This window comes from Paenibacillus sp. TAF43_2 (assembly GCF_052113545.1).
In the GTDB taxonomy this organism is placed as follows: Bacteria; Bacillota; Bacilli; order Paenibacillales; family Paenibacillaceae; genus Pristimantibacillus.
In genome coordinates this window covers 1-13,607 of sequence record NZ_JBFRDK010000165.1, presented here as the reverse complement: position 1 = coordinate 13,607, position 13,607 = coordinate 1, and the positions used below count along the sequence as shown (strand labels likewise).

General features: G+C 39.8%; 15 protein-coding genes and 1 pseudogene. 5 read left to right on the top strand and 11 right to left on the bottom strand.

Annotation, left to right across the window (positions count from 1 at the left end; all coding sequences use genetic code 11):
- A partial coding sequence (locus AB4Z17_RS26125; protein ID WP_441963054.1) for an NACHT domain-containing protein occupies positions 1 to 2,111 on the bottom strand: 2,111 nt, incomplete at its 3' end.
- A gap of 166 nt (positions 2,112 to 2,277) precedes the next feature.
- On the opposite strand from AB4Z17_RS26125, the pseudogene AB4Z17_RS26120 reads away from it, so the two are divergent.
- Both AB4Z17_RS26120 and AB4Z17_RS26115 read left to right on the top strand, forming a co-directional pair.
- Positions 2,278 to 2,643: pseudogene (locus tag AB4Z17_RS26120) on the top strand (NucA/NucB deoxyribonuclease domain-containing protein); the annotation flags it as partial.
- A 150-nt stretch (positions 2,644 to 2,793) separates the two neighbouring features.
- The gene (locus AB4Z17_RS26115; protein ID WP_441963058.1) at positions 2,794 to 2,925 is read left to right on the top strand and encodes an excalibur calcium-binding domain-containing protein; all 132 of its coding nucleotides are present in this window, start codon (positions 2,794 to 2,796) and stop codon (positions 2,923 to 2,925) included.
- Positions 2,926 to 3,195: 270 nt separating this feature from the next.
- Here the strand turns inward: AB4Z17_RS26115 and AB4Z17_RS26110 are convergent, their stop codons facing one another.
- Positions 3,196 to 3,591, bottom strand: a complete 396-nt coding sequence (locus AB4Z17_RS26110) for a hypothetical protein (protein ID WP_441963052.1) — start codon at positions 3,589 to 3,591, stop codon at positions 3,196 to 3,198.
- A 22-nt stretch (positions 3,592 to 3,613) separates the two neighbouring features.
- Positions 3,614 to 4,189 carry a hypothetical protein gene (locus AB4Z17_RS26105; protein ID WP_441963050.1) on the bottom strand — a complete coding sequence of 192 codons (576 nt, stop codon included), beginning with the start codon at positions 4,187 to 4,189 and terminating at the stop codon, positions 3,614 to 3,616.
- Between the two features lie 766 nt (positions 4,190 to 4,955).
- On the opposite strand from AB4Z17_RS26105, the gene AB4Z17_RS26100 reads away from it, so the two are divergent.
- From AB4Z17_RS26100 to AB4Z17_RS26090, 3 genes are all read left to right on the top strand, one after another.
- Positions 4,956 to 5,468, top strand: a complete 513-nt coding sequence (locus AB4Z17_RS26100; RefSeq protein WP_441963048.1) for a hypothetical protein — start codon at positions 4,956 to 4,958, stop codon at positions 5,466 to 5,468.
- A gap of 102 nt (positions 5,469 to 5,570) precedes the next feature.
- Entirely contained in the window at positions 5,571 to 6,458 is an 888-nt protein-coding gene (locus AB4Z17_RS26095) for an ATP-dependent DNA ligase (protein ID WP_441963046.1), read from the top strand.
- Positions 6,459 to 6,475: 17 nt separating this feature from the next.
- Positions 6,476 to 7,141, top strand: a complete 666-nt coding sequence (locus AB4Z17_RS26090) for an SOS response-associated peptidase (RefSeq protein WP_441963044.1) — start codon at positions 6,476 to 6,478, stop codon at positions 7,139 to 7,141.
- A 76-nt stretch (positions 7,142 to 7,217) separates the two neighbouring features.
- On the opposite strand, the gene AB4Z17_RS26085 is transcribed toward AB4Z17_RS26090, so the two are convergent.
- The 8 genes from AB4Z17_RS26085 to AB4Z17_RS26050 form a co-directional block, all read right to left on the bottom strand.
- Positions 7,218 to 8,051 carry a TIR domain-containing protein gene (locus tag AB4Z17_RS26085; protein ID WP_441963043.1) on the bottom strand — a complete coding sequence of 278 codons (834 nt, stop codon included), beginning with the start codon at positions 8,049 to 8,051 and terminating at the stop codon, positions 7,218 to 7,220.
- A 218-nt stretch (positions 8,052 to 8,269) separates the two neighbouring features.
- Positions 8,270 to 8,920, bottom strand: a complete 651-nt coding sequence (locus AB4Z17_RS26080) for a glycoside hydrolase family 73 protein (RefSeq protein ID WP_441963056.1) — start codon at positions 8,918 to 8,920, stop codon at positions 8,270 to 8,272.
- Positions 8,904 to 9,185, bottom strand: coding sequence for a phage holin family protein (locus AB4Z17_RS26075; protein ID WP_441963041.1), 282 nt, complete (start codon positions 9,183 to 9,185; stop codon positions 8,904 to 8,906). Before AB4Z17_RS26075 ends, AB4Z17_RS26080 begins: the two co-directional genes overlap by 17 nt.
- A gap of 19 nt (positions 9,186 to 9,204) precedes the next feature.
- On the bottom strand, positions 9,205 to 9,498 hold the full coding sequence (locus tag AB4Z17_RS26070) for a hypothetical protein (protein WP_441963039.1): 294 nt from the start codon (positions 9,496 to 9,498) through the stop codon (positions 9,205 to 9,207).
- 54 nt (positions 9,499 to 9,552) lie between these two features.
- A complete protein-coding gene (locus AB4Z17_RS26065) occupies positions 9,553 to 9,702 on the bottom strand; it encodes an XkdX family protein (RefSeq protein ID WP_441963037.1) in 150 nt (49 codons plus the stop codon).
- Positions 9,702 to 10,355: a hypothetical protein gene (locus AB4Z17_RS26060; protein ID WP_441963035.1), complete on the bottom strand. Its 654-nt coding sequence runs from the start codon at positions 10,353 to 10,355 to the stop codon at positions 9,702 to 9,704. Before AB4Z17_RS26060 ends, AB4Z17_RS26065 begins: the two co-directional genes overlap by 1 nt.
- Positions 10,356 to 10,368: 13 nt before the next feature.
- Complete coding sequence (locus tag AB4Z17_RS26055; RefSeq protein ID WP_441963033.1) at positions 10,369 to 13,185, bottom strand: pyocin knob domain-containing protein; 2,817 nt, start codon at positions 13,183 to 13,185, stop codon at positions 10,369 to 10,371.
- On the bottom strand, positions 13,182 to 13,607 hold a 426-nt coding region (locus AB4Z17_RS26050; protein WP_441963031.1), incomplete at its 5' end, for a hypothetical protein. The genes AB4Z17_RS26055 and AB4Z17_RS26050, both read right to left, overlap by 4 nt.

The following is a 13,607-nucleotide window of genomic DNA, read 5'->3' as shown; positions in this document are numbered from 1 at the left end:
GAAGTGTAACCTATTAACAATGCTCTGACTAATTGCTTTGAGTATTTATCAATAATATTGTCAATGAAATCTTCAAAAATTAACATTGATTCAAAAGTACTAATTAAATTAAGTGTATAACTTAAATTAGCAATAGTTGCTAATTTACCCTTATGAAACAATATATGATATAACTTTTCTTTGTGACTAAATTGATCAGAAAATTGAACCATTTCCAAAGTTAGTTGAACGGTGCGTATATCTGATAGTTTCTCAAATTTATCAAGAACAGTATCTATAAGTTTTTGATATCTGTTATAGTTATAATTTTTTAAGTATGAAATCAGTAACTCATGAATTTCTGAATCTGCGCCAAATTTATGAAGTTCATTGAAAATTGCAACAGGTCCCATAAAATTTTTAACTAAATATTTAGCATAAAAAAACTCAAAAAACGATCTGTGAAAGAATTTGAAATGATCTTCTTTTGAACCCTGTATATACAGTTCCGTCCTATCCTTGCAAAAGTTCAAGAAATGCTCGATTGCATTGGATGTATCATTTTTATCCTTATATTCATCCTTAAATACTTTTGTTAAATTCTCCATGATTAAAGCTTTATTAATTTCCTTGTTATTCCTTTTACTTAAATCAGCAAGGTTCTCGAAAGTCACATCGTTATTTATTACTGATCCCATTTTATCAAAGTCAAACTCTACGTCCTTTGCTCTTTCTCTTTCTTTTGCAGTATAATTTACACATTTATCGAATAGTTCAATTTTGTTTTCTGGAATCTTCCTATCTGCTTTATAGATTTTTACCATTAGAGCTACCGTGAGAAAGTTCACAACAAATAACTTCTCAATTAACGGTTCGACTTGCTTAATAAAGTGTTCTATATCAGCTTCTCTGAATTCATCTATGTGCGACATTAATTTAAGATAATCAATAACATCATTTGTTTCAATATTTCTAACTTTTAGAACAATTGGAGTTTCAGGAATCAGACTTCTATCTCTCGTTGTAATACATAATTTGTTATTACTATTAATGCTCTTGTAAAAGGCGACAATTATTTTAGAACACTTCTCTCTTTCTGATGACTCAACTTCATCTAGTGCATCTAAAAATATTAGGCACTCTCCACATTCTAAATAATAGTTAAGCATCTTCAAATCAATCTCTGAACCAGTATAATCTATCATCGATTCAACCAAAAATTCTTTAAATGATAATCCTTTAAATTGTCTTTTCTTCTCTACATAATCTTTTAAGTTACAGTATATTGGTAAATACTTGTCTGGATTATTAATATTCAATAAATTTGAATTAACAACTAAATTCTTTAAAAACAATGTCTTACCATATCCAGGACCTCCAACTATAGAAATAAGGTTGGATCTTTGAAAAATGTTTTTCCATTCAATAATTTCTTCTACATCTTCAAATATTTCATGATTATTGTGATGTTTACTCTCGTTATAATTAAAAAATTTAAATTTTGGGTAAATATAATAATCCTCGAAGTCCAAAATATCTATTCCAGGTACATGATTTTTTGTAAATATATACTTTGCATTATTTAAATACTCATTTTTCTTCTCCTCATAATTTGCAATCAAATTAGAGGATGYTGCACTGCTTTCGTGATAAGCACGAAGCAATTGTTCTATTTGACTTGATATAATCCAAGGAAGTGCTGCAAGTTCCTCAGGAATTGCCATAATCAGATTTTTTTCTATAATAGTTAATAAGTCTGAAAAAAAATTCTCTATCCTTATTTGATTAGGAATATTGTACTTTCCTTCAGCCATATGATTAATCGATTCTCGCGTTAAAAATTTAACGAATTCAGTAGATGTTACAAATCCATTTAATCCCATTGAAATATACTCTTTGTATGAAAGTAATCTTATAAAATTATGAATATAGGTTTTTGTACTTGACAATTCCATATATGAATGCAAACCACTAGACTCACTATCTGATAGAGAGTTTGATATAATCGTTTGGATTTCTTGATGAAAACTAAATGTTTTTTTATCCTCTATTAATTTCAATCCAGTTCTCTTAATGATTTCCACTAACGTACCTGCTAATACTTTTGACCCCACTGATTCAATAAATGCCATAATAACCCTCTTCCATTGTTCAGTCGCATATTCTTATAACCAAAAATCTCTAGGAAATAATACCCATCAAAAAGAAAATGTAGTAGAATCATACTATATTTCGTTTGAGTGGGAAAGAGTTTAATTGAATTATTTGTCATATTAGCAATTCTAGCTATATTTGGATTTGTTGTTACTGGGGTCGGCTGCAGAGGCTGGTAATTCTACGGAGCTTGCTGATGTAACTTTGGAGTTTCCATCGGATCGGTTCCCTGAAACCGCTGCTCACATACAGAATGCCATTAAGAGTGGTAAATCATCTGTATGTACTATTGATAGAGTCGGGGCAGAAGATAACAGAGAACAATCCTTAAAAGGTATTGAAATTAAAAAAGGATTTGAACGGGATGAATGGCCGATGGCCATGTGCGCTGAAGGCGGAAAAGGAGCTGACATAGCATACGTCACTCCATCTGATAATCGCGGAGCCGGGTCATGGGTAGGTAATCAACTCGAGGACTTGAAAGATGGTACGAAGGTTTTGTTTGTTGTTGGAGAATCAGATGCTAAAGTCGATGCAGTTGTACCAGCAACCGATGCTGCCGTCGTTACAGAGAAGCCAGTTGCCACAAAGAAGCCTACTGCAACAGCAAAGCCAGCAGCTACAAAAGTTCCTACTCCAAAACCAACTAAAGCTCCAGTTGTGGTTGAGGAAACTGTTTATTATGCTAACTGTTCTGCTGTTAGAGCTGCTGGTGCTGATCCAATTTATGAAGGTGATCCTGGATACAGTGGCAAACTAGATCGTGATGGCGATGGTGTGGCCTGTGAATAATAATTTCACTAGCGTTGCATAAATGTGGACTTTGACTTGTTCAGCAGTCTCATCTAACGTACGCTATCCTTTTTATGTGGTTAGTGTTCCTCAGGCCGGAGATTTGCCGCCAGCTTCCTTCAGAGTCCACTGTGGTGGATACCCTTGCCTTAAGCTATGGCTACTACGGCCTTCACCATTCGGGACTTGAACCCTAGAGATAGCGCACATGCTGGGCGCACTAAAAAAGACTCCTCGAGTAGCTAACTAGAGGAGTCTTTTAAAATATATTTAGTGTAAAGGTGCTTTCTCCCAGTCAATATTGAGACAAGCACCGAACGTTTGTATTGATTCTTTACTTACAGTAAGTGTAAAATCTTGATTGGTATCAAACAATCTTAAATTATATATACCACTAGTATTAGTTTCCTTCCATTGTAAACCAAATAGATGGTTTTCAAATGATGAAAAATACCCATTATGAAGTTCCACAGGGAAATTCATAATCGCTTCAATATAATTTCTAATAGTAAGATTTGTCCAACCAAAATCTAAGTTATATACCATATTATTAGACTCAAAATACTTAAAATTCAGTCTAGATCCTTCACCACTACCCGGAATACGGTATATAAAGCTAAATTCCACAAAAGCCCCATTTTCATTTATGTCTTTGAGTATAGCCATGGGCACTCTCCTTTGTGTCTTCTTATTTAAAACTCCAAATAGATTTCCACCAACGTTTTTCAATATTAACACGGAAATCAATAGTATTTTTACCAGTATCGCTATAAATGGTAAACATATCGTTACTATCCCTATCCAAAATTGCTATGGTTTTACTGTTTGGATCATGGATRACACGAGCGCCTGTCTGAAAATCCACATATTTCTCGACTGCTAACATACCTGTAGCTTTACCTTCAAGAAGTTTGTCAATCGCAGCCGTAGTAATTCCATCTTTAATCGCCTCTTCAATCGCATGCTTCGTCAAATTTGTTGCAATATTTTTAGCAGTTGTAGATACAGCTGCAGAAGTCCCTCTTTTTAGAAGTTGCTGCATAGTAAACTTAAGAATATGACCAATAACTGGTCCAATAATAAATGGTTGAATATCTTGTGATTCTAAAAACTCTTCGTATGCTTCATCTAGTTGTCTATCATATTCTATCATTTCATCAGTTTGTACATCAAGTGTTTCGGCTGAAGCTACATTTAAACCAATAACATTAAACAGCAACGCAAATGACAGTACTGCTACAAAGTACTTAGATACTATCTTCAAGTAATTCACTCCTAATTTATGTGATATATATAGTTGGCCAACCAATAATGTAAAATATAATATGTAAACCAAATTTTTGCAAGTTAAATTTTGGTAAAAATAATTAACATCATTTTGTGTTTAATAATAAATTTTAAGAAACAAATAATTAATTTTTTCATTTTACAAGTAGATTTTATAAAATGAAATTTTCTTTGTCATAAGTTTAAAGAAAAACGCCGTCATTGATCCGCTGCATACGAATGAATTGCCGCACGTGAAGGTACAAGCCGGGACACAGAAAAACAGAATCACATTGGCTGTTACTGGCTCTACAGTTAGCAGCTGTGCTCTGTGGAAATACTCTTAGTATTAGTCAAAATCGGTTGCCCAACGACGATCTTATGCTCAATTCCATCTGTAAACTGATGCAATGCAATTAGGATTCGCAACAGCGCATCTGGATGTGCCTTTCTGTCTCCTTTAAGGCTTTCAGCACAATCGCTTTCAAAGAGCGCTAATGTTCCAGCAAGCAAAGACACTGTCTCAAAAGAATGCAATGATGATGATTGTGTATTAAGGGAAATTAGTAAACTCGCCCTGGTCAATGCGGCAAATAAATTAACTGGCCAATCTAAAACCATTAAGGATTTTTGGGATTAGATATCTGAAACCATAGGCAAATGAGGAAGTATATAGTAAAATCGCTCTAATACTTCTTAAGGGGGAAATTTCCTTGTTTATCCTTTTCTCATTTCTCGCGTTCGTATCTATTATCGGGATCGTCGTGGGAATTATTATTTGGATTCAGAAAAAGACTGCCAAAAAAAGCACCAAAACAATTAGGACAATGAGTCTCGTGTTTATTGGCCTTTTCGTTGCCTCAATGGTTGGCTGTGTGGCGGATATCACTAAAAATTACGAGCCTAATAATAAAGCTGTAACGTCAAATATCAAAGAAGTACCGAAAGCAGATATTAAGAAGGAAGCTGTGAACATTGATTATGCACAATTAAAAAAGAACCCTGATGGTCATAAAGGGGAAATGGTTAAATTCAATGGAGAAATTATTCAAATTATGGAGACAGGAAATAATACAGTAATTCGATTGGCAGTGACTAAAACGGATCTTGGATATGAAATCGATGATATTGTTTGGATTGAATATGACGGCCTAACTAAGTTCGTGGACAAAGATATCATAACAGCTTATGGAAAAATAACAGGAACACATTCTTATAAATCGCAAGCCGGCTGGAAAATTCAATTACCAGCAATGGATGCGCAAATTATTGAGTAAATCAATTAGCCTCTGATCTTTTGTCAGGGGCTTTTTTGTTGCAGTATATTTTTCCAATTTTTGCACACCATACTCGAAAACAAATTATTAGGTGGGAATTAAATGCATACGGATATGGAACTGCCTATTGTCCCGATGGCACCAATCACAGCACCCGATATACCAACAGGACCTGAATGGGCATACCAAATTAAATGGGACGGTGTTCGAACGCTAGTCAGGCTGGATGGCAACGGCGGAGTTGAAATATTTTCGAAACGGGTTGAACCTAGAAACGATCGATTTCCAGAGATTGTTGAATTATTAAGTCCTCTGCGGATCGGAGCCTGTGTGCTAGATGGCGAGATTGCATACTTTGATGGCAGTAGACCTAATTTCCAGCGGGTACTCGTGGGGGTCAATCGAAAAAAATACGATGAAAATATTATATTTGTAGCATTCGATATGCTATATGATCATGGCAAAGACATCCGTAAACTTCCTTTCAAAGAACGTTACGAGCGGCTTGCTGCTAAATTTCCTGATAAACAGCCGCGCGTGTTTGTCACTGATTTGGTTTACGATGGTCCAGCTCTATGGGAATGGGTAAACACTCGTGAGTGGGAAGGCATTATTTCGAAGAAGTTGGATAGCCCATACGTAGAAGCTAAAAAACATAGATACTGGTTTAAAAAGCGGAAAGAGGTTAGGATCGTCGCCGATGTCGTGGGCATCAAATTAAAGAGTGGTTATGTATCTAGTCTTGTTCTGCGATACGAGGATCGTTATGTTGGTCACGTTTCGGGAATAGATGCTGCGTCAAAAAAAGTACTCAAACAATTTATGGAGCAACATCCAGGAGAATGTCCATTCCCTTCCCTCTCGTCCGGAATGAAAAAATCAGATGTGGTATGGCTGAAAGTATCCTTTCCATGTAGGGTTACAGCTCTTGAGTTTAGTGATTCGGGTATTCTGAGGCAACCTAAGCTACTTGGGTTTGGTGAAAAATAATGTAGGAGGAATGTTAAATGTGCGGCCGCTATACAATAACATCTGAGCTAGATGAGATAATTAACACATTCTCCGTTGAGGAAACGAACTATGAATACTCCAAACGTTATAATGTAGCCCCAACACAATTAGTTCCAGGAATAATCAACCGCGATGGTAAACGTGTATTAGAAGGATTTAAATGGGGACTTATCCCCTTTTGGAGTAAAGATCCGAAGATAGCCTACAAAATGATTAATGCACGTGCTGAAGGTATTGAGAAGAAGCCAGCATTCCGAAATTTAATAAAACGGAATAGAATCTTAATCCCCAGCAACGGATTTTACGAGTGGCGCCAGCATGAGGACGGAAAGCAGCCTTATCGGTTCCAATTGGAATCAAAAGGTGTGTATGCATTTGCAGGCCTATATGATAATTGGAAGGATCCAAACGACGAAGTTATTCAAAGCTGTACTATTATCACAACAACCCCTAATGAGCTTGTTGATGATGTCCACAATCGAATGCCAGTAATACTTACCGATATCGAAGCTTGGTTGGATCCTGATACAGAAGATATTATGAGTTTTCTAAAACCTTATCCTGCTGAAAAAATGATTAAATATCCTGTCTCAATGGATGTAGGTAACGTTAAAAACTCTAGTGCATCATTGATCGATGAAGTTGTACTAAATTCGAGATAAATTGAAGTACTTCGAAATTGAAAAAGCCCCTGACCTTACAAGGTCGGGGTTAATCTTTTTCACGGTAAACCTTTTGTTAATTAATAACACCTTCACGCTTTAAGACTCGCGTCAATTCGTAAAATGTTTGCTCTATGTTATCTCCTGTAAAACCTATGTATTGAAGACCATCAACGTTACTAAAATTGTCAAGTCCATCTTGTCTTAATAAAATTGCTTTTTTAAATCCTAATCGTCCTTGAAAAAGTCCAGCTTCGTGTACGACATTTTGTCGTGCTCTGATCGTACCATCAGCTGTCTCGTCCTCTGCTGTAAGTATAACAATTGCAAAAGATGCTCTTTCCAAAAAGCCCTCCAGAACTGGTACAATTGATTCCCCGACATGAGTTTCTGACTCAAAAGTAAAGGAGTTAATACCAAAATCATCATGAAGAAATGTTTTAACCCTTGCCCATAGCTTACTTCTACCATGTCCAATAAATACAGCAGCTGGCTTAGTGATTTTCGGCTCTTCAACACCACTTGGCGTCATGATTTCTGTACTCTCTGGAATTAGTACTAATCGTTCAATAGTGGACTCAAGAATTGTTAATTTTCTTCTTAAACTTCTTTTAAGATTGTCGTAAGCTGTTACCCATGAATCAGCAAGTACTGTTGGTACTGCTTTATTATACTGTTGATTGATTTCATCATTTGTAAAAATTGTCCTAAATAACATTAAGTTAAAATCATTCCATTTAGAATATTTCTGTCTTAGCTCCTCGTATTGATGTTCTGCTATAGGAATCGTTTGAAGCATGTCATTCCCATCAACTAAACGTTTATTAAGTCGTCCTTCAGCCTCGTTTCTCGGAATTTTAAGACTTAATTGGTCTTTTTGAGAAGTGTTTTCATTTTTTTTATTTGCCACGATGCATTCTACTCCTTTTGTGTAGTCACTAAGAGATTTACTCAATTTACTTTAAAACGCAACTTTCATTATATTGGAAAAATGCGGAATATTAAATAATAAAATTATTCGGCCTCGAGCAAAACACGGATATTAGAAGAATAATGCAAATGTTAATACTTCATTTGGACATAAAAAAAGCCCCCGCCAACCGTGAGGTCAGTGAGGGCTTTCGAATATTATTTGCGGGAGATCGCGATTGTGTTAAGCCAAGTCAATTCCGACAAGGTCATTTTTTTCGACTTTACCTTCTCCAACCAAGATTTATCCGATATAACTTTACCATCAATGAGACGTTGCACTGCTGCTGCTAAAGACACCCATTCTGCATCAGATAATTTAATCACGTTATCATCCTCCTCAAGAACATCGTATTTTGTCAGATTGTATACGCGAATTAGCGCGATCAACTTACTAGCGTACCCTGAATCTGTAGCATAGCCGCACTTATATAGCATATCCGCTTGACCTTCCGGCGTCTTAGCTGCTCGCACTCGGTCATAGCGGGGCAATTGAAATAACAGGTCCTGATCTTTATAAAAGTCATAAAGCGAGTCATAGACACGAAAATTAGCTGTTGTGTTTACCGTGTGACCGCCATACTCCTCCCATGTCCCTTTATTTATACTTCGGCCTTTCCAGTATCCATTCGGTTTGCCTCCTCCGACTTTAATTCCACCAAGATTGTACCACGGGTGTATTACACAGCCTGTCTCAAGTATGTTTTGAGCAAGCCTCACTGAAGGAAGCAACGGAGATCCTTCACCTCTAACACGCTGCACGATCGGTGCGAGCTTAGATATGAAATCAGCTCTACTTAACTGCGTCATCACTCTCAGCCCTCTCCTTAGCCTGCTTTACAAATTGATGGCCGTATACCGCAAATGCCCCTGCTAAAACGCCTTGAATGACCGACTCAGCACTCCATCCAATCAACCAGACTGTAAGTACCAATGAAGCACCTGTAACGATATAGACGATGCTCCAGTTTGGTACAGCAGGTGTGTCCTTTAGAAAGAATCCAATTACCCAACAAGCAGCAACAACAATCAATAATTTGGGATCAATAAGTTGAAAAATAGCGTTCCATTCCATAGGTATCATCCTCACTTTATTAGTTTGGTTTTTCAGATCGATCAAGACGCAGATGAGCTTGTTTAGCAGACTCTTCTACCCTCGTTACGCGCTCTGCTAATTGATCAAAGCGTTGTCCTTGTACACGCTGTTCCAGTCTCATATCATCTACACCGCGTTTGATGTAATCGACATCTGTTTTCAATGCTGCATCGTTGCCGGCATCATTACGCGTGCTTTGTCTGACTATGCGGTTTTGACCAATCCAACCAAGTGTAATTGCACTTATAGTCCCTACAGCAGATAAAACAGTTATCACTACTACATGATCCATATTAACCCCCCTATTCTTAATGCAAAATAAAAGGCTCCCGCTATGCGGAAGCCCTTATACCACGCCTTCATGTGCGAATGTCTCGCCTGTAATTTCCTGATACTGATCTGCGGTTATCTTCGTCGCTTGCACAAACACTGCGACATTATCTTTGTTGTAACGACCGTTGTCATAATATCGTTTGACCAATGTGAACCAATCCATTAGAGCACCCCTTCCAATACCAATGTGAGCATCAAGTCCGCTTGTGCTTGCTCCGATTGGTCGAGTCGAATGTTAGTGTTAGCCACCTCAAGTGCCATCATTGCATTTTCGTCTTCAAGCTGCTCGATCCGTATTTGCTCCGCTGTCTTTGGTGCTGGCGCGTTCTCTCTGTCTATCTCTTCTTGCGTCTTCTCACGCTCAGTGACATTAACGATTTTACCGTCTTCGATGTCGAGAGAGACAAAAGGAAACAACTGCTCAATGGTCACTGCCAGCGCCTTATCCGATTCGTCAGCTAGATCTAGGATGTAATAAGGCATGTCTGAATCTGGATAGGATTGAGAGTGGAGCCAGTATCCTACCTCGTAGTTCCCATCGTGGAAGACCAGCATCTTATCCGATGGTGCTGACGGTGCCGCTGGGTGTTCCGGCTCCAGTTGCGCTGGGTGCTCAATTGGTGGGTAAGTGCCATCTTCCTGCGGGAGAACAACAGGCGGTACAGGTTCGGGGACGAAAATAGGTTCATCCTCTGGCTCGCCTACAGACTCTACAGGCTCTTCGTGCTCCGGCTCTTCCTCTGAAGGGATAAGAGGGCTTTCGCCCTCACGATCCTCGTGCTCCGTAATCTCTTCTAACTCTTTGTTATCTTCCATTCTCTTCAGCCCCTTATCTATATGCGATATAGTGGTATGCATTATTTGTCGTGTTGGTTCGGTTGCCGCCGCTTCCTGTCTCTCTAACTATGAAACTGGCACCTGATATGTCTACGCCCGAACCATTAGAGCCTGCTACTGCAAAACCGCTATATGATGTCACCTCAGAGCCTATCAATAGAGCTGCAACACCATTTTGAGGGTATACGAACACAGCCGATGGTACGAAAGGTAGGGACACTGTGCGTGTAGGTGTACCGTTACCTGTGTAGAAGCCTGACGTGTAAGGCTTCAATGTCTCGGTGTATACTATCGCCCATGCTGTCCACACACCTGCCGATTTGCGTCTGGTGTACATGGCGCTGTTATACACATAGTAGGCTGTCTGCGTCATGTAGGATGCCATGTCTGCTGGATGATTCACATGATCGATATAATAGAAATCTTTTGATGGCGCGTTTATACCTGAAGGGTCTACATAATACCTCCCTGTCTGTACTATGTCGTTAAGATTAGTACCTACTCCGAGCGCTACCGTCTCGTTACTTATTTGTGTCCACGCAGACCATGTACCATTAACTTTGTTACGCACATATGTCCGGCTGCTGGCTAAGTTACGCGCTATTTGTGAAGCGTATGCTGCATCCACAGATTGGGTGTGGTCTACATAGAACACGTCCGTCGATGTCGGGTTGTTAGCAGCCGATGCACTAGCGAACGAATAGTATGATCCCGACTGTGTTAAGTTGTTGAGATTTGTGCCAGCTAGAAGGACTGTAATCGTGTTATCCACTTGAAGCCATGGCGTCCACGTTGTTGGGTTAGTCCGCTTACGCATCCACATTCTGTTTTCTGCTGCACCCGTTGCCACTTGTGCCGCATAGTTACTGTCGAACTCAGTGTGTTCGATATACACTGTATTGTTTGTTGTCGGGTTATTAGCTGTTGCACTGGCTGTAGACCAGTAAGTCCCTGTAACCTTCAAACCGTTAACGTTGGTGTTTGTTGCCAGCGCTATGACATCGCTGCTAACTTGTTTCCATACAGTCCAGCCACTACCTGCCATTACTCTCGTCCAAATTCTATCACCTGCAAACTCATACGCCATCTGTTTGATATACAGTTTGTTGGTAGGGTGCGCCATAACGACGACATAAGCTCTGTATGATGGCGGCATGCTCGCATGGTTGCTCTGGATGTCATAGATACCATTCTTCGTATACGTGTCAAGGTTAACGTTCTGCGGCTCAACGGACGTATTCACAGCTTTGTAAGCCCACTCTGCCCATGCTGAAGCTTCTACCAATGCGTCCTCTCTGATACCTAAGTTTGCAGCGTTGAGTGGTGTACCTGCCTCTGAGATAGTTCCAGCTGCTGGCACGATCTCGAATAGCTCCTGCGGTGCCCATGGCGGCAATGTGGCGCCTCTGACTATCTGAACCTCAGAGAACGTGAATGTTGCGGATGTTGGCGTGATCCCATACAGCTGTAACCTCAGTGTTGCCGTTCCGATAGGTGTGGTATATGTGAACGAACCTTTACCTACGAGAGTTGTATCTCTCAGGACAGTCAACACCGCGCCTTTATCATCTAGTGCAGAAAGTTTCACGTAACTACCAGCGATAGGCGTGTTAAATCCTATGGAAAACTCCTGTCTAGTGAAAGGTAGATCGAGAGTACTCAACGGTGGGGCTGTTGTTAATGAACCAAGCGTCAAAGCATAATCATCCTGCGGAACAGATCCTTCCATCATATAAACACCCATTTCTATGAAATCGGTGAATATAGACGATGTGATAGGTAGGGTGTTAGTGAAAGGTCTATCTGCGCCAGAGTCCATTACAGGTATGAGTTGTTTATATACCCCTGTGGAAATGTCAGCATACCCTTGCAATTTACCCGAATTAGCTCCTTGGTTTACATGCACTCCTATTTTTGTAACACCCATACCTGCTGGTGGTATAGGACATTTAATAGTTAACGTTTGATTAGCTTGAACACCATAAGCCATCTCTGGCGATACAAGCGTCGTTTGATCGGCATCATTCATGTATCTGTAGGTTACTCGATACGTACCTGTGGGAAGCCCTCCCGCTGGCGCACTCTCTACGGACAGCTCAGCACCTGTTGTTGGGTTAGGTATGTTCCCGCCTGTAGTTTCTGCGTATGCGGTGAAATATACGAACCCATCTGATGCGATGTGCGTTGCGTTGGTTTGTATGCTTGTTCTGGTAGGAGTTGATGCTGTATTAGTGTTAGGCGTTCCCCACCCAACAGTAGCGTTGCCAGCTTGCCATAGTGCGAAATTAGCTTTGTACGAACCTAGTCCAACTGCGTATCCTGTACCCCAACCCACCCAATTTATTAAAAGCTTAGATACATTAGCTTTAAGCCAAGCCACCCGATCTGTCACAGAGATAGCTGCACCGAACACACCGACACCCCATGTACGCATGACGAAAGCTATCAAATCTATACCAAAAATGTGCTGCGCTCTTTCGCCTTGTACTAACGATGTGTAATGATACGAATCGCCGTCTAGTTTAGCAATCCTGTTGTAGCCAGTTTGTGTAAATTCAGCATAAGCAGTAGTGGGTATTGATAGCGAAGCATTTCTGTTCTGCCTAGCAAAGTTTGYATTGACAGTGTTGCTTGCAGGTTCTTTACCTACGTAATTGGTTATCCGCATTCTCGTATTCTCATGCAAAGACCATCTAGGGTCATTGAATGTGGGAACCAACTGTGCCGCGCTCCCGCCATTGCTCGAAATACCGTACCGCCTAGGAAACTGTACTAATCTGTCTCTCCACGGTTGCTTTTGATAGCTCATTGAAAAACGATCCCTCCATCTCCGCAATTCGTTGCCCCGCAACGGCGGAAGCTTTCGTATATTAACAGCCCACTCTCCATAAGCAATAGCAGATTCTTCTCAAGCCTTATCGCATCCTCGTGGTTAAACCGTTGATCTATAACCCATACCTTTCTTCCTTGATACTCACGAGGAGTTATAAAGGCAGCACGAATAGCATCCAAATTACTCTCGATGCGGTTGATACTAGATAAGAAATCTACATGCGTCTGAGTACGGTTAGTCACTGTCGTCAGTGCAGGCACTGCATACTGAATACTGTTGAGGTATGCAGCAACCTCTGCTGTGTTGTTCTCGATACGGTTCCAATCAACAGCATTAATAGAGTCACTAGGCAGCCAGTCTAATTTAGGAGCAATCCATGCCATTAATTGACCGCCCCC